Annotated in this window: 19 protein-coding genes; 10 read left to right on the forward strand and 9 right to left on the reverse strand. The window is 58.0% G+C overall.

The features are described 5' to 3' along the window. Nucleotides 1–37: 37 nt before the first annotated feature. Nucleotides 38–643, reverse strand: a complete 606-nt coding sequence (locus tag L1A08_RS19340; protein ID WP_238758176.1) for a peroxiredoxin — start codon at nt 641–643, stop codon at nt 38–40. A gap of 135 nt (nt 644–778) precedes the next feature. Between L1A08_RS19340 and L1A08_RS19345 the strand changes: the two genes are divergently transcribed. Next, the gene (locus L1A08_RS19345) at nt 779–3,013 is read left to right on the forward strand and encodes a hypothetical protein (RefSeq protein WP_238758177.1); all 2,235 of its coding nucleotides are present in this window, start codon (nt 779–781) and stop codon (nt 3,011–3,013) included. Between the two features lie 111 nt (nt 3,014–3,124). After that, nucleotides 3,125–3,967 carry a hypothetical protein gene (locus L1A08_RS19350; RefSeq protein WP_238758178.1) on the forward strand — a complete coding sequence of 281 codons (843 nt, stop codon included), beginning with the start codon at nt 3,125–3,127 and terminating at the stop codon, nt 3,965–3,967. Between the two features lie 198 nt (nt 3,968–4,165). Here the strand turns inward: L1A08_RS19350 and L1A08_RS19355 are convergent, their stop codons facing one another. Beyond that, a complete protein-coding gene (locus L1A08_RS19355) occupies nt 4,166–5,971 on the reverse strand; it encodes an ATP-binding cassette domain-containing protein (RefSeq protein ID WP_238758179.1) in 1,806 nt (601 codons plus the stop codon). Nucleotides 5,972–6,276: 305 nt separating this feature from the next. Here L1A08_RS19355 and L1A08_RS19360 point away from each other — a divergent pair, with 305 nt between their 5' ends. Next, complete coding sequence (locus L1A08_RS19360; RefSeq protein WP_238758180.1) at nt 6,277–6,678, forward strand: hypothetical protein; 402 nt, start codon at nt 6,277–6,279, stop codon at nt 6,676–6,678. A gap of 69 nt (nt 6,679–6,747) precedes the next feature. Here L1A08_RS19360 and L1A08_RS19365 read toward each other — a convergent pair whose 3' ends face one another. The 4 genes from L1A08_RS19365 to L1A08_RS19380 all read right to left on the reverse strand — a co-directional run bounded on the left by L1A08_RS19365 (nt 6,748) and on the right by L1A08_RS19380 (nt 9,890). After that, entirely contained in the window at nt 6,748–7,761 is a 1,014-nt protein-coding gene (locus tag L1A08_RS19365; protein ID WP_238758181.1) for an FHA domain-containing protein, read from the reverse strand. A 315-nt stretch (nt 7,762–8,076) separates the two neighbouring features. Beyond that, a complete protein-coding gene (locus tag L1A08_RS19370) occupies nt 8,077–9,075 on the reverse strand; it encodes a hypothetical protein (protein WP_238758182.1) in 999 nt (332 codons plus the stop codon). Between the two features lie 180 nt (nt 9,076–9,255). After that, nucleotides 9,256–9,555: an Asp-tRNA(Asn)/Glu-tRNA(Gln) amidotransferase subunit GatC gene (gatC, locus tag L1A08_RS19375; protein ID WP_238758183.1), complete on the reverse strand. Its 300-nt coding sequence runs from the start codon at nt 9,553–9,555 to the stop codon at nt 9,256–9,258. 26 nt (nt 9,556–9,581) lie between these two features. Continuing rightward, a complete protein-coding gene (locus tag L1A08_RS19380; protein ID WP_238758184.1) occupies nt 9,582–9,890 on the reverse strand; it encodes a L28 family ribosomal protein in 309 nt (102 codons plus the stop codon). 460 nt (nt 9,891–10,350) lie between these two features. Between L1A08_RS19380 and L1A08_RS19385 the strand changes: the two genes are divergently transcribed. The 3 genes from L1A08_RS19385 to L1A08_RS19395 all read left to right on the forward strand — a co-directional run bounded on the left by L1A08_RS19385 (nt 10,351) and on the right by L1A08_RS19395 (nt 13,698). Then, entirely contained in the window at nt 10,351–10,665 is a 315-nt protein-coding gene (locus L1A08_RS19385; protein ID WP_238758185.1) for a carbon storage regulator, read from the forward strand. Nucleotides 10,666–11,113: 448 nt separating this feature from the next. Then, nucleotides 11,114–11,395, forward strand: a complete 282-nt coding sequence (locus tag L1A08_RS19390; protein WP_238758186.1) for a hypothetical protein — start codon at nt 11,114–11,116, stop codon at nt 11,393–11,395. Next, a complete protein-coding gene (locus tag L1A08_RS19395) occupies nt 11,392–13,698 on the forward strand; it encodes a BatA domain-containing protein (protein ID WP_238758187.1) in 2,307 nt (768 codons plus the stop codon). Before L1A08_RS19390 ends, L1A08_RS19395 begins: the two co-directional genes overlap by 4 nt. 144 nt (nt 13,699–13,842) lie before the next feature. Here L1A08_RS19395 and L1A08_RS19400 read toward each other — a convergent pair whose 3' ends face one another. After that, nucleotides 13,843–14,646: a biotin--[acetyl-CoA-carboxylase] ligase gene (locus tag L1A08_RS19400; protein WP_238758188.1), complete on the reverse strand. Its 804-nt coding sequence runs from the start codon at nt 14,644–14,646 to the stop codon at nt 13,843–13,845. Beyond that, nucleotides 14,643–15,626, reverse strand: a complete 984-nt coding sequence (locus L1A08_RS19405) for a DMT family transporter (protein WP_238758189.1) — start codon at nt 15,624–15,626, stop codon at nt 14,643–14,645. The genes L1A08_RS19400 and L1A08_RS19405 overlap by 4 nt, the downstream gene beginning before the upstream one ends. Before the next feature lie 190 nt (nt 15,627–15,816). Between L1A08_RS19405 and L1A08_RS19410 the strand changes: the two genes are divergently transcribed. From L1A08_RS19410 to L1A08_RS19420, 3 genes are all read left to right on the forward strand, one after another. Beyond that, nucleotides 15,817–17,262: a bifunctional type I 3-dehydroquinate dehydratase/shikimate dehydrogenase gene (locus tag L1A08_RS19410; RefSeq protein WP_238758190.1), complete on the forward strand. Its 1,446-nt coding sequence runs from the start codon at nt 15,817–15,819 to the stop codon at nt 17,260–17,262. 241 nt (nt 17,263–17,503) lie between these two features. Further along, nucleotides 17,504–18,535, forward strand: a complete 1,032-nt coding sequence (locus tag L1A08_RS19415) for a hypothetical protein (RefSeq protein WP_238758191.1) — start codon at nt 17,504–17,506, stop codon at nt 18,533–18,535. 168 nt (nt 18,536–18,703) lie between these two features. Next, a complete protein-coding gene (locus tag L1A08_RS19420; RefSeq protein ID WP_238758192.1) occupies nt 18,704–19,420 on the forward strand; it encodes a ZIP family metal transporter in 717 nt (238 codons plus the stop codon). A 12-nt stretch (nt 19,421–19,432) separates the two neighbouring features. Here the strand turns inward: L1A08_RS19420 and L1A08_RS19425 are convergent, their stop codons facing one another. After that, complete coding sequence (locus L1A08_RS19425) at nt 19,433–20,089, reverse strand: adenylate kinase family protein (protein ID WP_238758193.1); 657 nt, start codon at nt 20,087–20,089, stop codon at nt 19,433–19,435. 216 nt (nt 20,090–20,305) lie between these two features. On the opposite strand from L1A08_RS19425, the gene L1A08_RS19430 reads away from it, so the two are divergent. Beyond that, nucleotides 20,306–23,359: a PSD1 and planctomycete cytochrome C domain-containing protein gene (locus L1A08_RS19430; RefSeq protein ID WP_238758194.1), complete on the forward strand. Its 3,054-nt coding sequence runs from the start codon at nt 20,306–20,308 to the stop codon at nt 23,357–23,359. Nucleotides 23,360–23,361: the final 2 nt, after the last annotated feature.

Here is a 23,361-nt window from a genome sequence, read left to right on the forward strand (position 1 = left end):
TGCGTGGCCATGTGGAAATCGGGTTGAGGACTCGTGCTTACTTCAGCTTCTGCACGACCTGCATGATCTTTTCGCTGTCGGCTGCTGCGTTCACCGAAGTGTCTTTGTGAACCACCTTGCCGTTCTTGTCGACGACGAACGTCCAGCGATTCGCCGTGACTCCACGAGTCAGCACGAAGTTCTGTGAGTCGACGGTTCGTTCAATGCTTCCACCGGGACGGGTCGGCACGCCGAACGCTTTGGCGACTTCCCCTTCGGTATCGGCCAGCAGGGTGAAGTTCAGATCGTAGACCTTCTTGAAGAGCTGATGCGATTCGACGGTATCGCCGCTGACACCGACCACTTCGACATCGGCTCCCTGGAGCTGAGCCATGTCGTCACGGAAGCCGCAGGCTTGCTTCGTACAGCCACCCGTCATGTCGGCCGGATAGAAATAGACCACGAGGATCTTCTTGCCGACATGATTCTCGGACTTCCAGACGTTGCCCTGATCATCTCTGGCGGAAAACTTGGGGGCATCGTCGCCGACGTTCACGTCATCAGCCATCACCGGCTGCGTGCTGCCGAGCGTGATTCCCAGAAACAGGCAGGCGACAGCCAGAGCGAACGGTCGGGCGAATTCAGCATGGCGGTACATCTTCATTGTGATATCCTTCGGAATAGAGAGTTGGGAGCAGGATCAGATCGTGCCTTCACTCTACCATTTCAGCTGGTGCGGTGGTAACGGACGAAGCTCGATTCCGCAGCGGTTTCTCGGACAATTCTTCCCGGATGACTCATGCTCTTTCGTGTCAGCACAGCCATCACTCTCACCTCAACCGTGGCCGCGACGGCGCTCCTCGCCGCCGTGTTATTGAACGATTCGGTCTCCGCCGTCTGGTCGTATCTCGCGCTGGGGCTGGTCATCCTGATGCAGATTTTGCTGCTCGTTCTCGTCCTTCGGACGCGGCACCGGTATCTGGACAAGATGACCATGCCCGGGCTGAACGATCTTCAGCAGGCGAAACGCGACTTTGAAGAAGATCGGGTTCGTATTCGCCGGGAGATCGAAGCCGAAACCGCCCGGCTGGAGCAGATGTCCCGCAAAGTGGCCGACCGTTTTCGAGTCATTCATGAATGGCTCGACACCCCCGAGTTGATCGACCTCCGCGATTCCCGCTCCGAACCGCTCGAAACGCAGTTCGCCGCGTCGCACACCATGTCGCGGGCGGAGCGGGACCGCATCGTCGAGCACGATCGCAAGGTCGCACAGATTCTGGAGACTCAGGCTGAGACGATCTATGAAAAGATCCGCACGAACTACTACGCGCCCGCTCAGAAGTTCGATCTGCATCTGTTTCGCGAAGACATGCTGACACTGGCGATTCAGATTGCGCAGGTCTACAAGCCGGGGCTGGATAATCCGCTGCTGCGAACCACCCCCGAACAGCTGGCCCGGGCGCTCAATCGAATCGGTCTGCATCTTCTGGTAGTGATGGACCAACTGCCGATTGATTTGAAATCCTACGACATCCAGACAACCTACGACACGGTCCGGAAAGCCATCAAAACTTACGGACATTACACGAAAGCCTCGCCCTATCTCGACTGGGCTTCCAAAGGACTTTTCTTCGGCCGTATGGTGACGAGCGTCAATCCACTCACACTGGGAATCTGGTGGGGGGCGACAGAACTCGGCAAGTACGGAGCCCGGAAGTTTGCGTCCCGAATTATCGATCGGCAGGCTGTTGGATTGCTGCAGAGTCTGGTTCGTGTGGTCGGTTACGAAGTGGCCGCGATCTACGGCGGCGATTTCCGGCATCGCGATCCGAACTGGGCTTACGGAGTCGAAATCTCACAGATGGTGAGTATGTTGCCGACTTCGCGAGCGAGCCTGCAGTTTGCTCTCAAGGAGATCACGAGGCTCGAACTTCGCAACGAGTACGATCGCCTGACGCTTTTCCGGGCTGTCTCCGCCGGAAAGGCGATCGGGCGGAATCACGTCTATGTCGACATGCTGACTGAAGAGGAACGACGTCGAATTCTGGAGTTGCTGGAGCACGCCTATCTTGAGTTCTCGCACGGTCGGACGAGCAAGGAATCGGATCAGTGGCGGAAATCGGTGCAGGAGCATCTGGGCCTGCAGTTCTCGCTGAAAACTGGCAGCGGCCAGAAAACGAAGTCGCGTGATCTGGTTCAGGATCGAGATGTCCTCCGCTGTGTGATTGCGTTTCTGTACCACGTGAAGCAACTGTCGCTGACAGAGATCCGCGTCCGCCTGGATGACATTCAGATCTGTGAGAAACTGCAGATGATGATCGCTCCGAGCGAATGTCAGCAGCTTGTCCAGGATCTGCTGCCGGCGGAGTTGAACAAGCCCGGCTGGGAACTGATGCCGCCCGATCTCGATCCCGACGATCGCCGCGTCGCCGCGATGCTCGGTTTGCTGCTGAACTGGAACGCCAGTATTCCCCCGCATTCGCCAGAAGCTGAAGGGGTGCTCGTTGAACTGGGGCTCTACTACCGACGGCCGCTTCCCGAGATGGAGCAGAAGGTCTGCCGGGCGTATCAGTCCTTTTTGGAAGAAGCGTTTTCGGCCGAGGCGGAACGAATCGGCCACTTCCTCCCCTTGGAGTGCAGGGCGGTCCAGTATCTGAAAGAGACGGGACAACTCTCCGGGCTGCCGAATCAGATTTATGGCCGCGTCACGGTCGCCTGGCGATTCCTGAACGATACCCTGCAGACTCCCGGGCATAAGGACGACGAGCTGCGAGTCTTCGTTGTTGGGGAGGAGATCGTGCTGGTCGATCTGGGGGGGCTGGATAACGTGCCGGAGATCATCTGGCAGGCGACTCCGGAAACCGTGCTCGAGAATCAGTCGAGCGTGATGACCGCTATGGCTCTGCTTCGCAATGGCAGGACTCTGGCTGAGCCGGGAGTCGCGGAAATCACGGCGGTTCGTCTCGAAGCTCCCATCACCGCCCGGTATCAATCGTTCTTCGCCCCATTGATGCGGCGGTTCGCTACGGCTTGAGTTGGCGATGTAAGAATATCCCCGGAAATCTGCACTGGACCTGTTCGGCGGGGCGCTCTATAAGCCTCGGCTGCTCGCGAGGTTCTGTCAAAACTCCAGGTGGACGTACTCATGAATTCGACCGTCAAACCCCGTCCCGCAACGTTCCGTGCGCTGGGTCATCACGAACCGCCGTTGGAGATCGTGATCGACGGCACGGTCTTTGAACGCCTCGACATCTTCAAGCATGATTCCTGGGCTGCCACCGCTCAGTATCGGGGACCGGAATTCGACACGGTCTGCAAGTTCAACCGGATCCAGCCGGTCGCCGGATTGACCACGAAATGGATCGGACGTTTCCTGGCCAACCGCGAAGCATTCGCCTACGACCAACTCGCCGGCATTCCGGGAATCGCTCCCGGCTGTCAGACAATTTCACTGCACAACAAGACGCTGAAGAACGTCGTCGCCCACCAGTTCGTGCCGGGGCATCCGCTCGGGGCGAAGGAAGAAGTGAATGACGATTTCTTTCCGCAACTGCTCGCAATTCTCAAGGCGGTCCACGAACGGGGATTCGCCTATGTCGATCTGCACAAGAGGGAGAACATTCTCGTCGGCGACGACGGGAATCCGTACCTGATTGACTTTCAAATCAGCTACTTCTCCGCGCCCGATCGTCTGTTGAAGCTGCCTTTTTCCGGCACGACTCTCAAGGTGCTGCAGTATGCCGATCTGTACCATCTGACCAAGCATATCAAGCGGCTGCGGCCGGATCAGGTCGATCAACTCGGGCTGACCAAATACGCCGAGAAGCCATGGTTCATCCGCGCTCACCGCGTCGTCGCCGTTCCGTTCCGGACTATGCGACGCAAGTTCCTCAGCAAGATCGGCGTCCGCGACAAATCCGGCCGTTCAGGCACGGAAGTCTTCGCCGAACATGCCTTCCGCGAGGAAACTGCGAAGAAAGCTGCGTAGCTGACCTTAAGGGGGCCCTGCTGGGCCCACGGTCAGCAGCTACCGCTCGCGTCCCATGAGTGGCAGAGCCACAAGAGGTTGTTAACTGCTATTGTCAGTGTTAATTCCGCGATCAGCGGCCGTTTCCTGTGGCCTCGTCACCCAGACGTGCACGTCTGGTCCAGCCATTCGGAAAACTCGTTGGCTGAAGAGGTCGAGCTACGCCCGTTCTTCCAGCTCTTCCCAACGGGTGTAGAGTTCGGCCACGCGGGCTTCCACAGCCTTGAGCTGATCGGACACGGCTTTGATCTCGTCCGGAGTCTGCTGATAGAAGGCCGGATCGGCCATCCGTGCGTGCAGCTCGGCCTGCTCGGCTTCGGCTCTCTCCATTTGCTCCGGCAGCTTTTCGAGCTCCTTTTGTTCCTTGTACGTCAACTTTGCCGGTCGAGTCGCGGCTGGCGTGGCTGCCTTCGACTTCGTCGTCTTTGCCGAATCCGTCGGCCCCTCGTTGGACCTTCGTTCCTGATAGCGGGCGTAATCGTCGTAGCCGCCGTCGAATTCGAGGATCGTCCCGTCACGGTCAACGGCCAGGATTCCGGTGCAGACGTTATTGAGGAACTCCCGGTCGTGGCTGACGAGTAGTACCGTTCCCTGATAGTTCGTCACCATCTCTTCAAGGAGATCCAGCGTCTCGGCATCCAGGTCGTTGGTCGGTTCGTCGAGCACGAGCATGTTCGATGTCCGCTTGAACAACCGGGCCAGCAGCATGCGATTGCGTTCGCCTCCCGAAAGATAACGGGCAGGGCGACGAGCTCGTTCCGGTGTGAACAGGAAATCCTGCAGATAGCCGTAGATGTGCCGCGAAGCCCCGTTGATGACCAGCTGTTCCTGACCCTCGCCGACATTCTCGATAACAGTCTTCTCTTCGTCGATCTGTTCCCGCAACTGGTCGAAGTAAAGCGTTTCCAGTTTGGTGCCGTAGCGAATCGAACCTTCGTTCGGTTCCAGTTTTCCGAGCAGCAGCTTCAGCATCGTGGTCTTGCCCGCGCCGTTCGGGCCGACGATGCCGATCTTGTCTCCCCGCGTGATGACTGTTGAAAAATCGTTGATGACGGGCTTTTCGCTGTAGCGAAATGAAACATCTTCGGCCGCGATGACAAGGAAGCCGGAACGTTCTGACTCGGCGACCTGCAATCGAACATTGCCGACTTTCTTCCGCCGGGCCGCTCGTTCTTCACGCAATTTCTTCAGAGCCCGAACGCGTCCTTCATTGCGGGTGCGTCGAGCTTTGATGCCCTGACGGATCCAGCGTTCTTCTTCGGCCAGCTTCTTGTCGAACAGTTCCTGCTGCTTCTGTTCGGCTTCGGCGGCCGCCTGTTTCCGTTCGAGGAACTTCTCGTAGCTGCAGGTCCAGTCGTAAATCTGTCCCAGTTCAATCTCGACAATCCGGGTGGCCAGCGACTTCAGGAATTGCCGGTCGTGGGTAATGAAGGCGAGTGCTCCGGTGTAACCGCTCAGGAACTTTTCCAGCCAGCGAATCGATTCGATATCCAGATGGTTCGTCGGTTCATCGAGCAGCAGCAGATTCGGCTCCTGAATCAGTGCCTGCGCGAGCAGTACGCGACGTTTCATTCCCGACGACAGAGCCGAGAAGTCCCACGTCGGATCGAGCTGCATTCTGGTCAGCACTTTGTCGACGCGATGGTCCAGTTCCCAGCTCTCCGCTTCGACCTGATTGCTGTCCTGCGAGATCGTCACTTCACGAACCACAGAATCGACCGTGCCCTGCATTCCCTGGGGGACCTCCTGCAGCAGACGAACCACACGGAGATCCGGCGAGCGGATAATGGTGCCGGTGTCCGGTTCCATTTCGCCGGCGATCATCTTCAGCAGAGTCGATTTTCCGGCTCCGTTGCGGCCAATCAAGCCGATGCGATCGCCGTCGGAGATGTCGAAGCTGATGTCATCAAACAGCGGCGGCTGCTCAAATCCGAACGTTACGTTGTTGAAACTGACAAGTGCCATGGTGAAAATAGCTGGTGAACAGATGGGGATACGGGCAGGAAGGCAGGACGCATACAGGCGGTAATGTATGGGAGAAGACCTTCAGCGGATAGTGTGAGCCGCCCAAGTCGTTCGCTTCCGCCGGGGCGTGAAACCTGAGTTCCCATCGCTCAGTCTGAGGGACGGGATACCTCAGACCGAATCGTAACGAACCGGAAGGACCCGCAGGATGCGGGAAAATGCAGACGTCGAGATTTCGGCGCGGGAGTTGCTCTACTGGTTGAGATACCAAGTGTCGAAATTCTTACGCACTCGGGGAGATTCCTATGAGTACTAATCAGCCTGCCAACGATTATTCCCGCCACTTCGATCGGGACTATTTTCCGCCCGATCCGCCGCTTGACGGAACCATGAGTCCGGCCATGCGTTCGACATTCGCCGCACTGGTGGCGCTGTGTGGCTTCTGGTTTGTCGGAGCAGGACTGTTCGAGCTCATGGGAGACGATTTCTCCTCCGCTCGGGTGCTGACATTTTCGGAGCCTGATATCACGGTTGAGTCTGTCGCCGATGGATTAACGACCACGACGAATCGGATTCATGGTGGATTGCTGATCGCTTCGGGGATCACGTGGTTTATCTGTGCCGCTGGAATTATGAGGTCCTCGATTCCTCTGACGGTGATCGCCGGTCTTGGAGCGATCGCGCTGAGCATTATGAGCAAACTGTAACGGGGAGGAAGCAGCCCCTTGATGATAGATGAGCCCCGTCCGGTTTTCCGGGCGGGGCTTTTCCTTTGCTCATCGTTCGCCGACCAAAATCTCACGGGCCGTCTGCAGGTGGTCGACAAACTGCCGCTCCTGAGGAGTGATCTCGTCAATTCCCTGATCAAGCATCACCGGCAGACAGTCCCGGATCGCCAGTCCGAGGTACGTATCGGCCTTGTTCGGATCCCGTCGAGCGGTATCGAGGTTGTTCTGGAGTTGGGGGAGTTCCGCATTAACGGTGGCCGCGAATGTGGACCATCGGGCTTCCGGCGCTCCGGAATCTCGCATCTCCTGCATGTCCGTATGAATCTCCACGAGTCGCACGAAGACCTTCCGGGCCTCCGCATTCGCGTCCGGCAACGACATGTAGTACCCGATTCCGACCGCGATCACGATCAGAATTACGAGCTTCTTCAGGATCTCCGGGCTGCGAATGGCTTCGAGAACCTGACCAGCAACGGGTGGGATCTCGATCGAGCGTTTTTGTCTCTTACGCTGCTTCCTGGGTTTCTCGTCATCTTCGAGTTCTGACTGCCGGACTCGCGCGGGCAGTTTGGGAGTGGCGACCGGTTCGGGCTCGATGTCGTCCTCGTCGTAGCTGAACCAGGCCATCTGGTCAGGAAGGAGTTCGTCGGAAAGGTCATTCCCGCTGACCAGATCCAGTTCCTCGTCGCTGGCGTCGAGTGTCGCCATTCCAGCGGACGATCCGGAGAGCGACGCTCCATCGTAGGCGGTCTTTCCCGCTTCCTGATCGGAGAGTCGCAGTTCGGCATTGCTTGTTGCCGGCACGAGCCGCAGAGCGATCGCCCCGACAACAATGCGGTCGTCGATTTTCAGCTTCGCGTTGGAGACATTCATCCCATTAACGAAGACACCGTTCCGGCTGTTGAGGTCCCGGATTTCAATTTTCTCTCCCGATCTCTCGATCAGGCAGTGTTTACGGGAAACACTGGCATGGTTCAGGTAGAGATCGGACTCGCCTCGGCGACGGCCGATAATTGTCACTCCATCGCGGAGCGGAAACGTACGGCCAGTCTTGCTGATCAACAACTCGACGTCGCTTGAGACGGAGTCGTCAGCAAGTGAATTCCGGGTTGGATCGCTGCCGTGGCCTGACATGAAATCCAATACTCAAAGCGAAGGATCGGAGTGAGTCGATCCTGAGGACACGATGAAGGAATTCCAACAGTGCCCCGAGATTGCCGCAATGAGACAACCCGGCACGGATGCCGACGGGGAACGATGGAGAAAGCCAACGCCTATTGTGCGCGATTTTATGCGCGTGTCCACTATGGAAGCAAAGTGAGCCGTGAAACTCGGCCAGGCAGGAACCCGCCGGCCGAATAACCGGAATCGCACCGGTCAGCTCCCGGTGATGACGCCCAGGAAGTTCTTCTTGGCGTTGCCTTCCCGAACCTTTGCCTGAATCTGGCTGATCAGCCGCTGGGCGCGACGCTCCCCATTTTGTGCTGCGTATTGCACGGCCGATTTGATGCTTGTATTCAATGTCTGCAGCGACTTGTGATACATCTGGTAGTCCCGGAAGGCCTGCTCCATGCCTTCGAACGGCAACTTCGTCTCTACGTAGGCCTTGTATGTTTCTTCGAACCAGGTTCGCTGACCGGCCGCGCTGGTGAAGCCGATATCGTAATCCTTGAGATTGCGGGACAGCTTCGTGGAACAGTCGCGGAGCCAGCGACGAGCGTCCTGCCAGTCTTTCTTGTCTTGCGAACTGGAATAGGTCCGTTCATCCGAATTCAGATCCCGGTTGAGCGTCTTCAGCTTGCTCTGCATGTCGACAAGCCGTTTCCGTTGACGGTGCAGATCGGCTTCGATGTTCAGGCTCGCATTCCATTCCGCGTCGATGCCGTCGAGCCATTCCAGCTCCTGCGGACTTGGCTGGCGGTTCATGCCCTGAGCCGCTCCGCGAGGGGCCATCTGCGGCATGGGAGCCGCGGCCATTGGCGGGGGGGCAACCGGCATCGGTGGGGCGACAGGCACAGGAGCGGCACACATCACGTAGATCTGAGGGTCTGCTCCCGGCATCGACGGAGGCAGCGGCTGATCGAGCAGCGGGTTCGTTCCCTGAGCCGCGTCGAACGTCATTCCGTTAATCGCCCAGGAAATAATCGAGGACGGTTCCAGTCGCATGGCATCCAGCAGCATCCGCATTGTCAACTGTGGGAACTGAGCCCGGTTCACTCCCTGAGGAAAGGCGAGGACAACACCCATTGGAAATGTGGCCGGCTTGAACCAGACTCCGAGGGTCAACTGGGGGACCGCGGAACACGTAACCTGTTCCCATCCGGCTGATGCCGGCCTGCTGGCAAAGTCGGTTCCCTTCTGGCGATCGTCTGACATGCGCTGCCCTCTCACGGAGAAGAATAAGTGGAAGGCAACTCAAAGCCGTCCATCTCCATTCTAATCAGGGGAAATCCACGATCCAAGACGGGAGCCCGCTGGATGTCCTGTTCAAATGATGAAAAACAGATGAAGAACGGGCAGAGGAGACGTTATCAACAGAGCGATGAAGACAGCCGGCTATTCCGCAGCGTCAAGAATCGCAGGCACGATGAAATAGCGTCCATCGGTCTTGGGAGCATTTTGCAGCGCCCGCTCGAGCGTCAGCATCTCGGTCGGCGTGTCATCCCGGAAGGCGTTCTGCACTTCGATCGGGTGAGCGAGTGGTTCGACATCAGCGGTGTCGACCTGCTGCAGGACATCGACGTAGTCCAGGATGGCGCGCATGTCGCCCTGCATCTGAACCAGTTCGTCGGGGGAGAACGTCAGGTTGGCGAGTTCGGCAACTTTCCGAACATCATCCAGCGATAGATCTGACATTCTCCCTCTCCGCAGTTGGCAGGTTATCAGGCGTTGTCCTGAACATCCGGAATCGTGAACGGTTCGCGGACAACTGGCTTCTGGATGAGGCCAGCGCGAATCATGCTCACGGGAACCCAGCGACGGACGACCTTGCCGTCTTCGACGACACGAATCCGCTGCAGGTTCTTGCGGAAGTAGCGACGCGTAATACCAGTCGTCTTCCGGCCGTTACCGCCGAGGTACTTGGGCTTACCGCGCTGAGACAGCGAATTGCCCTTGGCCGGGGTGTTGTCCCCGTAGAGCTCTCGCAGTTTGTCGCGTTTTTCCCGTTTGTGCTTTTTATGAGTACTCATGGCTGACCGTGCCTCTCGCTCCGCGTCGTCAACTATTTATGAATGGGAATTGTCCGTAGGTCGGCAGAATATAAAGCAATACGTCAAACTTTCAAGGCCGCGTCGCAGGGATCGTGCCGATTTTTGCCCGCCGCATTGTCCAAATTGCCATCCAGACGGCTTCGCCGCGTCCCAGATCTGCAATTCGAACCGCTGGGTTTTGTAAGAGGTACACTCTTCAACAGCTTTTGAACTTTTGCACGGGCTGGATTGAGTGGTCGCAAGATGTGTGGTGTCAGATAGTTGCGTCTTTATGTGGCGCATTTCTCGAAAATCTTCGAGTTCCTTGGCACGACGTCTGCAAAAGACATCTTTCGTTCCCGACGGGAAGTAAGGAGCCCCCGGGAAACTTGGACGAGAGACTTAAAAAACAGGAAGGGCGGGGCCCGAACGGCTGCCGCCATCGAAAAGGAGACGAAAGATGCTGGTTCTCACACGGAAAAAATCTCAGCTGATTCAAATCGGTGACAATATCGTGATCAAGGTCATCCGCACAGGACCCGGATCGGTCAAACTCGGAATCGACGCCCCCAGCCATGTCCGCGTGATGCGGGGTGAACTCGACGAAAAGCTCTCCCAGAACTACGAACTGGTCGAAGCGGGAGAAGCCGAGGGCGATGACTCGGCGTCGGCGACTACTGAAGTCGAATGCCGTCGCGGCGATCGCGTCGAAGATGAGGAAGTTGTCAGTCCTAAAGCGACGAGCCGCAAAAATTCCCGCGCTTCTGTCGTCTGATCGCTGAACGATACCCCGCGGGTCATCTGGAGATTTCCATGTGACCCGCTTTCGCTTTCTGCCAGGCTGCCCACTTGGCTGGTCGGCGCGTGCGACTCCTCGAGAACTGGCGTAATCCCTGCCCATTGGAACGGCCCCGATGCGGTAGCGATTCCCGACCCTGATCCTTCCGCCTGAGACATGCAGGCAGGGATTCGCCAGTTCGCCGCACCGCCGACTTTTTTCATGCGCTGACGCAACCGCTTCGCTGATGTCTTCACTACGGATCGTGAGCGGTCATGCGGGGGCGCGGCTTCGCCTCTTCCGGTCGACATCCCAACGAAACGACTGCGTGGCCCGTGCTTCTGGGGGCGAATCACCGATCGTTCGCTTCCATTTCCTCGCTGGATTGTGAGAATAAGGGAACCGTTGCCCTGTCAGCCGTTTCCACGAGTTCTCCCGGTTCCCGATGGACGATCAGAACGAATCTCTTCTGCAGCCATACCTCGGCAAAGAGGTCGTCCTCGACCTGGAGAGTATGTATGTGTGCGTGGGAACGCTTCTGGCGGCCGACCATCGGTATCTGATTCTTGAGAAGGCCGATCTCCACGACCTGCGCGACACTTCGACCACTCGGGAACGTTATATTCTCGACTCGAAGGTTCACGGTATTCGCGCCAACCGGGAACGTGTGCTGATCAATCGTCGGCAAGTGGTCGGGCTCTCGTTGTTGGATGATGTGATCGCATGACGTTTTCTCTGCTCAATTTCGGAATGCTGGCCGGCCTGATGGCAGTCACGATTCCGATTGTCGTGCACTTGCTGAATCGGCGGAGGTACGACGTTGTCGAGTGGGGCGCGATGCAGTTTTTGCAACTGGGCGAACGGACCCGTCAGCGGATTAAACTGAGCGACCTGCTGCTGCTCCTGTTGCGAATTGCGATGATCAGTCTGCTCGTGCTCGTCTTCACGAGGCCGTTCGTCAAAGGGAACACGTTTATCCGCAGTTTGTATCCAGAGCCAATCGATCTGGTGATTGTGATCGACGGTTCCTACAGCATGGGCTGGACTGGCGAAGCGATCACACCGCACGCCCGGGCGATTCAGTACACGCATAATCTGCTCGATAATCTGACGGCTGTGGATCGCGTCGCCATTATTGATGCCCGGTCGAGGCCTGATCTGCTCACGCCGGCTCCGTTGACCGACACCGCCACAGCGCGGCTCGAACTGGAGAAGCTACAGCGGCCCGACGGCACTGCGAATCTGATTGCCGGAGTGACGGAAGCGTGCAAGCTGTTGACGCAATCCTTCTCAACCCGTCGCGAAATCGTCGTGTTGACCGATCGGCAGGCAATCTCCTGGGAGAATCCCGACAGCGCCGCTTGGAACGAGTTCCTGAAACTCCGGCAGGCGGCTGCCGTTCCGATTGGACTGGCGGGAATCGATGTCGGTTCGCCGACGATGAATCAGTTCGAGAACTTCCAGGTTGGCAAGCTCAAACTGAATCGCGATATGACTGTGACCGATACCGTGGTTTCGGTCTCCACACTGGTCGGTTACAGCGGATCGAAAAGTGAAGCCGACGTGGAGCTCGTCTGGTCGGTCGATGGCCAGCAGTTGAGCCGCGAAACCGATTCCCTGCAGTTGAAGCCGGGCGAGGAAGTTGTCGCCGAGCTGACGACCCGATTCTCCGATGCCGGCTCGCATGTGATTACCGCGTCGGTGCCGGACGATTCTCTTCCCGGCGATAACGTTGCTCAGATTGTGGTCGATGTTCTCGAACAGATTCCGGTCGTCGTCGCTGTTCCCGGCAGCGAAGAACCCCAGCAAATCCAGGGGCAGGAACCGGAGTCCGACTTCTATCTGACCAAAGTCTTCGGTAATCCGGATGTGGAACGAGCCTGGGCGAACTCGCGACGGATTCCGCAGGGCAAGGTCGATGCGGCACTTCTCAGAGAAACTCGCGTCCTGTTCTGGATCGGGCCGGGTGATGAGAACACCGATTGGGACATGCTGACCGATTTCCTGCTCAACGGGGGCTCGGTTGTGCTCGTGCCGGATCATGATGCGACCGAGAGTGACTACGAGGTTCTGCGGGACAGCTGGCGTTTTGAAGATCAGCGCGTCGTCCCGGTTCGCTTCGCTGAGAAAGTGGTCCGTCGAGAGGACGGCGAGACTCGCTCGCATTTCGATTTGCTCTCGTTTTCTTCGGCCTGGCTCGAACCGTTCCGAGATGCGGAGAAGACCGATCTGCAGGACGTCTTGATTAGTGAGTACTGGCTGCTTGAGACCCCGGAGAAATTCGACGATGATTCGACCGCGGATACCGATGATGTGTTGAATCCTGCGGCCACGGGGGCGAAGTTCGACAGTGGCCGTCCCTGGCTGATCGAACGGAACGTGGGACGTGGAAAGCTGGTCGTCTCTTCAATGGCGATCGATGGTCAATCCTCGGATCTGGTTCGTCAGCGGGGATTTGTTCCGCTGATGCACGAGATGATTTTCGGTCTGACGCAGACATCTTCCCAACGGAATATCGAACTCGATGAACCGTTGATCGTCCAGCAGCTTCCCTGTCAGCCGTTGAATCTGACTGTCCTGGGACCCGATGAACGGAGACTGAAAGCTCAACGGGCCGGCAGCGGCGATCGTCTGACGTGGCGTCTGGGGAATCTCAAGTTGTCAGGCCTCTATCAGGTGCAGGTCGACTGTGATGGAGCAGCCGAGACATCGGCCAGCGAACTGCCATTCTATGCCTTTGCGGATCGGGATGAATCGGAGACGGCTCTGCTCACTGCTGAAGCTCAGCAGGAGTTTCGCGAAGCGTTCGGGATGAACTGGCGGGTCAACTCGGGTGAAGTCCTTGAAGACCTGGCCACGGCTTCGGGCGGCATCGAAATCTGGCCGTTCCTGCTGTTTCTCGTCACGGCCATGCTGATCGGCGAACTCTTCATCACCCGCCGAATGGTTCAGGGCGGACACCACCAGATCGAATTCGACCAGCAACCAGAGGCCGAGCCAGCCCCAGAACCGGCTTTCGCCGTCGAGTAAACCCAGCGAATCCCAACCCGAAGCGTCAGCGAGGGCATTTCGGTGCGTCCCTCGCTGACGTTTCAGGTTGGGATTATTGAGGCCGCGAAGCTCTTGCTGTTGTATTGCGTTCAGCAGTCGATGGCACTTTGAGTCTGGAACCGATCAGTTGGTCCACTGTTTGACAACGCCCGAAACAATCCGATGCGTTGTGAGGTGATCACGGAGGATGAGGGCTCCGGTTTCGTCGATACCTTCGCAGCGGCCCATCAGGAATTCTTCTTCGCTGCCGGAGCCGGTTTCGATGGTTACGAGCTGATCGTCGAGAAGATGGTCCCGCTGCCACATGCCGGGGAACATCTGCTGGCGGAAGTCTTCCTGCTCAAGAGCCCGCTGCATGGTCAGCAGAAGTTGACTCAGAATTGCGGTTCGGTCGAGGGGGCAGCCAGCCAGGTCGGTGAGAGAAATCGCCGACTCTCGGAGTTCCGGAGGCATCCCTCTCGTCGAGTTATTGACGTTGAGTCCAATCCCGATCACGAGTCGTGGCGGTTGGGAGCCGGTCTGTTCCAGCAGAATGCCGCTGAGTTTGCGGTTGCGAAGATACAGGTCGTTCGGCCACTTCAGCTGATAGTCGGACGCCGAGGTCAACTGTAGTGAGCTAACCGTTTCGCGGACGACAGCAGCGGTAACCAGCGAGAGCAGCGGCGTCTCGGTTGCGGTGATTCCGTACTGCTGCGGCTCGATCAGGATAGAAAACGTCAGCGAGCCGGTATGAGATCGCCAGAGGTTTCGACCGCGTCCCCGGCCCGCGGTTTGAGATTCGGCAATGATCACTGCGGGCGTCTGATATCGCGAAGCTTCTTCGCGGGCATGACGGTTGGTCGAGTCCAGCTCGGCGTGCAGGTCGATTGTCCAGTCGGGGCAGGCCTGCTGAAGCCGACCGGCATCGAGGGGATCTAACTCACTCACGACTGCTGCCTTCGCTCCATCAGAATCAGTCCGATCATGGTCAGAATCACGCCTGAGATCAGCCAGATGGTCAGTGGCTCCATGAAGATCATCACCCCGGCCAGAGAAGCCATTGCGATCTGTGAGGTGTTGATCATGTTGACCTGATTCACCGGAAGATGCCGATAGGCGAATCCGATGGAGTAAAACGCAATCGCATTGAAGAAGCCGGCGAGCAGCATGATGCCGGTCTCGCGGGGCGTGGTTGCCAGAAGTTCTTCCATCGGGATTCGCAGCACGGAAGCCAGCGTCATTCCGACAAGTCCCGTGGTGCTGATTAGAAACAATGTCGCCGAGACAGGGAGGTTGCGAACGTTTCGTCGAATGACGACGCCGGAGACGCCGTAGCTGGTCCCGGCAATCATCGCCACGGTAATTCCGAGAGCGATCTGGCTGCCGGATGCGGAAGAGAGAATCGCCTGCGAGGCTTCCCCGGCTCCGAAGCTGAGAATCGTGACGGCTCCCATCAGAAACGCGAGAGCAAGCAGGGTGCGGCCGGTAATTGGTTCTCCCAGGAAGAAGCGGCTTGCGACGGCTCCACCTGTCAGGATCATCGAGAAGCAGATCGGCACGGTCATCGCCAGACCGATCAGGCCGAGGCTGTACTGGAACATCATGTTCCCGCCGAATTGCATGGCAATGCCGGTGCAGATTAACGGTAGAACGAGGTGACGCGGTGGAAACGCGACCGCTCCGCGGAAGTAATTGGTGAGAACGAGCGACCAGGTCAGAAAGAAGGCCGGCACGGCTTTGTGAGCGGTGATCCAGATCGACCAGTCGATGTCACCGGGGCGGGCACTTTCTCGCAGAGCGATATTGGCGGCCGTATAGCCGACTGCGGCGACGAAGCCGAACAGCACTCCGATCCAGGCCTGAGCGGCTCCATGCGGCGGCGTGACAATCTCTTTCTCGACCGACGGAGATTCACAGACTTCAGACATCTGGCAGGCTTTGCAATTAGGCGGGGAACTCAGCAGCAGGGTAGGTAGTCGAGCTGGGAAAGTCCATTGTGAAGGTCGCGGCGATCAGACATATCGGCGTCGTAATCTGGTGAGAGTGGCCCGGGATCGGTAGAGTGTTAGCGCACGCGAGAATGCATTCTGGAACAGACCTCAGCAGGATTTCGAACTTATGCTCTGCATTTCTGTTACGCCGACCTCACGGACCCTCGCTCGTGTCGATCTGCTGAATGCATCCCGTCAGGGAGACATTATCGAGCTCTGCCTGGATCATCTTGCCAAAGAGCCCGACTTCAAAGAGCTGCTCGACGGCGTCAGCAAGCCGGTCATCATCTCCTGCAAACGCAAGCAGGACGGCGGTCAGTGGCAGGGGACAGAAGAGGAGCGTCTCACTCTGCTGCGGCAGGCGATTGTCGCCGGACCGGATTACATCGAGCTCGATCTCGACATCGCTCCCAAAGTGCCCCGCTTCGGGAATACGCAGCGCGTGATTTCCGTCACAAGGCTCGATCGTCCCGAATACGATATCGACGCGCTGTTCGAAGAAGCGGTCATGCACAAGGCCGATGTCATCAAGTTCCGCTGGCCGACCCGCACACTCGATGACGCCTGGCCGCTGCTGGCCGCTGTAAGTCAGCGACGCGGCCTGCCGATTGTGGGGCAGGGGATTGGCCGTCCCGAGTTGACGTTTTCTCTGCTGGCCCAGAAGTACGAATCGCCCTGGATCTACGCGGCTCTCGAGAAGGGGATGGAAGATCACCCCGGGCAGGCGACCGTGGAAGAACTGCGGGAGATTTATTCCGTCAACGAAATCGACCGGCAGACGAAATTCATTGCCGTGGCCGGATTCGGCGAGTTGGAAGAAGAGACGGTCCGCGTGCTCAACGCCGGTTTTCGAGCCGTGTCACTCAACATGAGGTGCCTGCCGGTTGAGATCGACAGGCTCGATCGACTTGGCAAAATGTTCGACATTCTCAAGGTTCGCGTCCTGCTGGCGAACTCCGAGTTGGGGACACGTCTGCGTTCCTTTATCGATGTCGCCAACGAAGCGGACGCCGCGACAGGATTCTTCGACGTGCTGCTGAAACAGGCGGACGGCTGGCATGGGTTCAACACGCTGCGTCGCAGCACCCTCCGCCGACTGGAGCCGAAGCTCCGGGAAGCCTTCCCGCATGAGACAATGCTGAACCGGCGATCGGCCCTCGTGATCGGAAACGGCGGGCTGGGTAGAACAGCGGTCAGCATTCTGAAGGAACGTCAGGCAGTGATCGGCTTGAGTGGTCCGGACGAAAAGCAGGCCCAGGCCGAAGCGGCGGAACTTGGTATCCGGCATGTGCCGTTTCAATCGCTCTATGATACCCACCACGACATCGTGGTCCTCGCCGACTCGGCCCTGCAGAAAGGCTCGGGCCGGATGCAGTTTAATCCGTCGTATCTGCGTCCTGATTTGTTCGTGATCGACTTCGCCAGCCTGGGCAGCGAGCATCCACTGGGAGCCGAAGCCCGCGAACGGGGCTGTTACGTCGTCGACGGCCGCCAGATCTGGACCGACCTGCTTGCTGCCCGCTTCAAGGCGATTACCGGTGAAAACCTGAGTGTCCATGCGGACAATTCCTAAGGTTTTGAGTCGGATAAATCCTGGTGTTCACTGCTGTGTTCATTGTATGCCGCTTGATTCTGGGAGAATGGGCGCCTTCACTTAGGAAATTCCTCACGCCGGCAACGCGCAATCGTATAATTATGTGTTTAATCATGCGGTCGGCAGATGGGACTCGGATTCGGGCATGGCTATTGCTCCGTTCCAATGAATGAAACGGCCGATTCGGTCCACATGCCGAGCATGTCCCAAGGGAGGATTCATGTTCAAGATCTCCATTCTCGCAGTCGCGTTTATGTCGACGCCCATGGAAGTTGATCTGGTTAATCGATTTGATCAGCTTCAACTCGATAACGGTCTGTTCCTCGATCGGGCCAGTGATCGCAGTACGGTCAGTTCGGCTGCAACCGGACTGGGGTCCTTTGCGCTCGCTCACGCAGCGACCCGAGGGCTTCGCGATCCACGTGAAGTGAGTGAGCGACTGTACAACGCATTTCATACGACGGTGAACGCGAATCCCGTGCAGAATCGGGGCTGGCTCAGCCACTTTACGGATGCTGAAGCCACACCGAAGTCTTATTCAGAAGTTTCGACGATCGATACGGCGCTGTTCTATCTGGGAATGGAACGAGCCGCTGAGCTGCTGGGGGAAGAAGACCTTCTTGCCGAGATTCGAGCTGCGCGGAATCAGATCGATGTCGACTACGTCCTGCGGAACGGGCAGTTTCTGCACGGGTTTTACTGGCCCGACGACGATGCTCCGGCCGAGAGTCGGAAGCCGGTTTTCATTCGACATCGGTGGAACGATTCCTCCGAAGGCTTCGTGATCTACAAGCTGTTCGGACTCGACTTTCAGTTTGAAGTTCGTCGCATCGATTACCCTCTGTTCGTCTACCTGTACCCGTTGATGTTCTTCGAAGACGAAACCTATGTCGCCCTGCTGGGAGAAGCCCTTCAGTTTCAGATTCAGGAGTACGGCTACAGCGGCGTGACAGCGACCGACGGTCCCAAGGGGTATACGATTTACGATCAGAATCTGATCTCGCCGCTGCTCCTGTCGGCGGTCGGGTCCCGGTTCCCTTCGGCGTTGGAAACGATCGAGAAGTACTCACTCGACCCAGCGGTAGCGGCTTATTACATCCCGAGCGGATGGGTGACGACCGATGATCTGACCATTGACCTGGCCAGTGCCTACGTGCTGCTCGTGAAATGGAAGGCGTTTGACGCGGTGACCGAAGTGACTGAATCCACGAATCCGGCCGTACTTCGCATTGCCCAACAGACTGCGGACTGATGGATCTCCTTCTCCCCCGGGCGGGCTGAATTTTCTTTCGCCCCCCGGGGCCTGCTTTTGCTGTTGCGGCGGCCCGGGGTTGTCGCAGATGTCGGACATGGTATAAGCGCTGGACTGTCTCCCTGTGCAAATCCGCGCTGTCCGATCATCCGCTGAGGCACCGTCACGATGACTGAGTTCTGGATCATGATCCTCCTGGCCACACTCGCGGGAGCGGCAATGCCCCTCGGAGGACTCTTCGCGTCCGTGGAGCGAATTCGGCCGAAGTGGCTGGAACAGGAGTTCCGGCATTCGGTCATTGCCTTCGGTGGCGGAATCCTGTTGTCAGCGGTGGCACTCGTCCTTGTCCCCGATGGCATGGATCGGCTCTCGGTGATTCCGGTGGTCCTCTGGTTTGCCGCCGGCGGGATTGCGTTTCTGGGAGTCGATGTTCTGCTGAGCCGCTCGCAGAGTTCCGCCAGCAATCTGGTCGCAATGCTCACCGATTTCATTCCCGAAGCGATGGCCCTTGGAGCGGGATTCGCGAGTGGAGACAGCACGGGCTATCTGCTGGCGCTGCTGATCGCATTCCAGAATCTGCCGGAAGGCTTCAACGCCTATCGCGAAATGATCTCCGGCTCATCCGGCCAGTCGTCCCGCAAAATTCTGCTGTTGATGCTGTGTCTGGTCCCGCTTGGCCCGCTGTCAACGCTGCTCGGCTACTTCGTCCTGGCGCCGTTTCCCTCGGTGGTGGGAGCGATCATGCTGTTCGCCGGCGGTGGAATTCTGTATCTGACCTTCGAAGACATCGCTCCCCAGGCCCGATTGAAGAATCATCGTCCGCCCGCACTTGGCGTAATTGCGGGGTTTCTCATCGGCATCGTCGGACACATGCTGCTCTCGTAACGAGGCGGCTGGTCAGGACTTGATGCGATACTTGGCCAGATTGAGGTCGCGCTGAATATCCGCCTGCACTTCGGTGATGGGACGGTCTCCGCGGACGGAAATTACGAGTTCTTTGCGACGGAAGAGGTTCAGGGCCGGCAGAGTCTTGTCCTGATAATCCTGCAGTCGTTCACGGATCGCGACCTCGTTGTCGTCCGGGCGGCGAATCAGTTCTCTGCTGCCACAGGCATCACAAACGCCGGGGACGGCCGGCGCAGCCGAGACCAGATTGTAGGTTGCCCCGCAGTTCGCACAAACGCGACGGGAACCGAGCCGTTCGACAATCAGATCAGCGGGGACATCGATGTAGATGACCGCATCGATGTCGTAGCTTTCGAGGAAGAACTCGGCCTGAGCCTCGTTTCGCGGGAAGCCATCGAGCATGAAGCCGTAGTTCCAGTCGTGGTCCTGAAGTCGCTTCTGCACGATGTTCTCGACGAACTCGTCAGGAATCAGCCGTCCCGTGCTCATGAGCCGCTTGATGCGGGCAGCGAGTTTGGTGTGGTTCTTGATATTCCAGCGGAGGATGTCGCCAACGCTGATATGCACGAGATCGAACCGCTTGCACATGATTTCGGACTGGGTTCCTTTTCCACATCCGGGCATTCCCATAATCACGTATTTGTGCATCGACGGCTTCCAACAGCATTCAATCTCAAGTGGCGGAACAGCGGCATGGCATCGGTGACGCCAACCCGGATCATATCGGCAAATCAATTTGCGGTTCAACTCCATCGATTTGATCGGCTAACGGAAAGCCTTATAATCAATGAACTTGAATGTGTTCATTCCTTGGATCCCACCGCGATTCTCAGGCACTGTTCCCGCCGCAAGGACTCGAAGTCGATGCCGCTCGCCGACCCCCTGCGATTGTTCCCGCAAACCCTCCTGCTCGCTTTAAGTCTGCTCCTGGTGAGTCTGGCTGAAGATGTGCGAGCGGAAAGTCCGCTCTCGTTCAATCGCGATATCCGCCCGATTCTGTCGGAGCACTGCTACGCCTGCCATGGACCCGACGCCGAAACCCGCTACGGTGAATTGCGGCTCGATGACCGGAACGATGCGGTCCGTGACCGCGATGGTTACCACGTGATTGAAGCCGGAAATGCCGACGAGAGCGAGTTAATCGCCCGCGTGTCGTCCGCGGATCCGGATATCGCGATGCCTCCGGCCGATCATGCCGAGCCGCTTTCCACAGAGCAGATCGAAACGCTGAGACGCTGGATTAACGAAGGCGCTTCCTACGAGGTGCACTGGTCGTTCGCTCCGCTGCAGGCCGTTTCTCCGCCGGATGTCGAGGATCGCGAGCATCCGATTGATGCCTTCATCGCAGCTCGATTGCAGGAGGAAGGCTATGCGTTTTCTCCTCAGGCCGATCCCCGCGTTCTCATCCGCCGGTTGAGTTTTGATCTGACAGGGCTTCCGCCGGAACTGTCGGATGTGCAGACGTTCGCCGAGAATCCGAGTGACGAAGCCTATCAGGCGTTCACACGAAAGTACCTCAGCTCGCCACATTACGGGGAGCGTATGGCGATCTACTGGCTCGATCTGGTTCGTTACGCCGATTCCCTCGGGTTTCACGGAGATCAGGAACGTTCCGTCTCGCCTTATCGGGACTATGTGATCCGGGCGTTCAACGACAACAAACCGTTCGATGAATTCACCATCGAACAGCTCGCCGGCGATCTGCTGGCCGAGCCGACGCTCGAAAGCCGTGTCGCTTCGACATACAACCGCCTGAATCGAGCTTCGGGAGAAGGAGGCGTCCAGCCGAAAGAGTATCTGGCGAAATACGCGGCTGATCGCGTTCGTACGCTGGGAACCGTCTGGCTGGGAACGACGGTCGGATGTGCTGAATGCCACGACCACAAGTTCGATCCTTACACGATCAAAGACTTCTACAGCTTCGCCGCGTTCTTCGCAGACATCAAAGAACAGGGAATCGTTTCCGGGGCTCGATACATCGAGCAGCTTCCGGTCCCGACGCCGGAGCAAAGCGAGCAGAAGCAGAAACTGACGACACGCATCGCCGCCGCGGAGAAGAACTATCGAAAGGCACGCCCGGACCTGCAGGCGGGCTTTGAAGAATGGCTTGCCACGGCGAAAGACGCCCAACCGCAGTGGACTCCGGTCGTTCCCTCCCAGGCAACGTCGACTGGCGGGGCCACTCTCAGCGTCGATGACGAGGGAAACGTTCTCGCTTCCGGGAAATCTCCGGACAACGACACTTATCGCATTGTCCTGCCGTTGAATCAGGCTTCTGCTTCCGTGATCCGGGCGATTCAACTCGAGGTGCTGCCCGATCCATCGCTGCCGAGTAACGGACCGGGGCGAGCAGGCAATGGCAACCTGGTTCTGCAGGCCGTTAAAGCGACCGTGGGCGGCAAGCCTGTGCAATGGAGTCGGGCGATGGCCACTCATGCTCAAGACGGATTCCCGGCTGAGAACCTGCTCAAGGGGAATCGCGGCTGGGCTCTGTTGCCTGAGACGGGGAAACGTCAGGCACTGACCCTGATTCCGCAGCAGCCGATTGTTGCTCCGGACGATGATTCCAGCGAAGAACTCGTCCTCGAACTCGTGCAGAATCACGGGACTTCACACTGCATCGGCAGGTTCCGCGTGCTGGCAACTTCAAACGATCTGACCGATGGCCTGGCCTTTCCGGACGCGGATGTGGTCAAACTGTTGGCCGATCCTTCCGAAGGGAAACAGGCTCAGTTGCTGGAGTACTACCGGACGCATACGCCACTGTTGAGGAAGGAACGGAACGAACTCGCGCAGCTGCGACGCGAACTGGAAACGCTGGAAAAGGCGATTCTCACGACACTGGCTGTGACGGCCACCGAGCCTCGCGAGATGCGCGTATTGCCGCGTGGGGACTGGATGGATGATTCGGGAGCGGTTGTGACGCCGTCTGTTCCGGAGTTTCTGCCGGCGATTTCCGTCCAGGGGAATCGGGCAGACCGACTCGATCTGGCCCAATGGCTGGCTTCAGCCGAAAATCCTCTGGTGGCCCGGACGTTCGTGAATCGAGTCTGGATGCTGTTCTTCGGACAGGGACTGTCCCGGTCCGTCGATGACCTCGGCGCACAGGGCGAGATGCCGAGCCATCCGGAACTCCTCGACTGGCTGTCTGTCGAATTCATTCGCAGCGGCTGGGACGTGAAGCGGCTGGTAGAACTGATTGTCACTTCAGAGACGTATCGTCAGGCCTCGTCGGTCAGCCCGGAACTGCGGCGGAACGATCCGTTCAATCGACTGTATGCCCGACAGTCGCGGTGGCGACTCGACGCCGAAATGGTTCGCGACAATGCGCTTTCCGTGAGTGACCTGCTCGTCGAGACGGTCGCGGGTCCGAGTGTGAAGCCGTATCAGCCCGCCGGTTACTGGGCTCAGCTGAACTTTCCGAAACGGGAGTACCAACATTCCGATGGCTCCAGTCAGTATCGTCGCGGCCTCTACACGCACTGGCAGAGAACCTTTCTGCATCCGAGTCTGCTGGCGTTTGATGCGCCACCTCGCGAAGAATGCACGGCTCGTCGGGAACGGTCCAATACCCCGCTCCAGGCCCTCGTTCTGTTGAACGATCCGACGTATGTGGAAGCCGCGCGGGCACTGGCCGAGAACATTCTGCAGCAAGGTGGAGACTCTTTTGAGAGTCGACTGGAGTGGGCCTGGAATCGCGTGCTCGCCCGGACTCCGACCGAGTTGGAGCTGACGACTCTGCGTACCCAATGGGAAAAATCGCAGAGATACTATGAGCAGAATCCCGATCAGGCAGCTCAGGTCGTCAATGTCGGTCTCTCTCCGGTTTCCAAGAATCTGCCTGCTGCCGATGTCGCGAGCTGGATGACAGTCACGCGGACGTTGCTTAACCTTCACGAAACCATTTCGCGGTATTGATC

The organism is Rubinisphaera margarita (assembly GCF_022267515.1).
Lineage (GTDB): Bacteria > Planctomycetota > Planctomycetia > Planctomycetales > Planctomycetaceae > Rubinisphaera > Rubinisphaera margarita.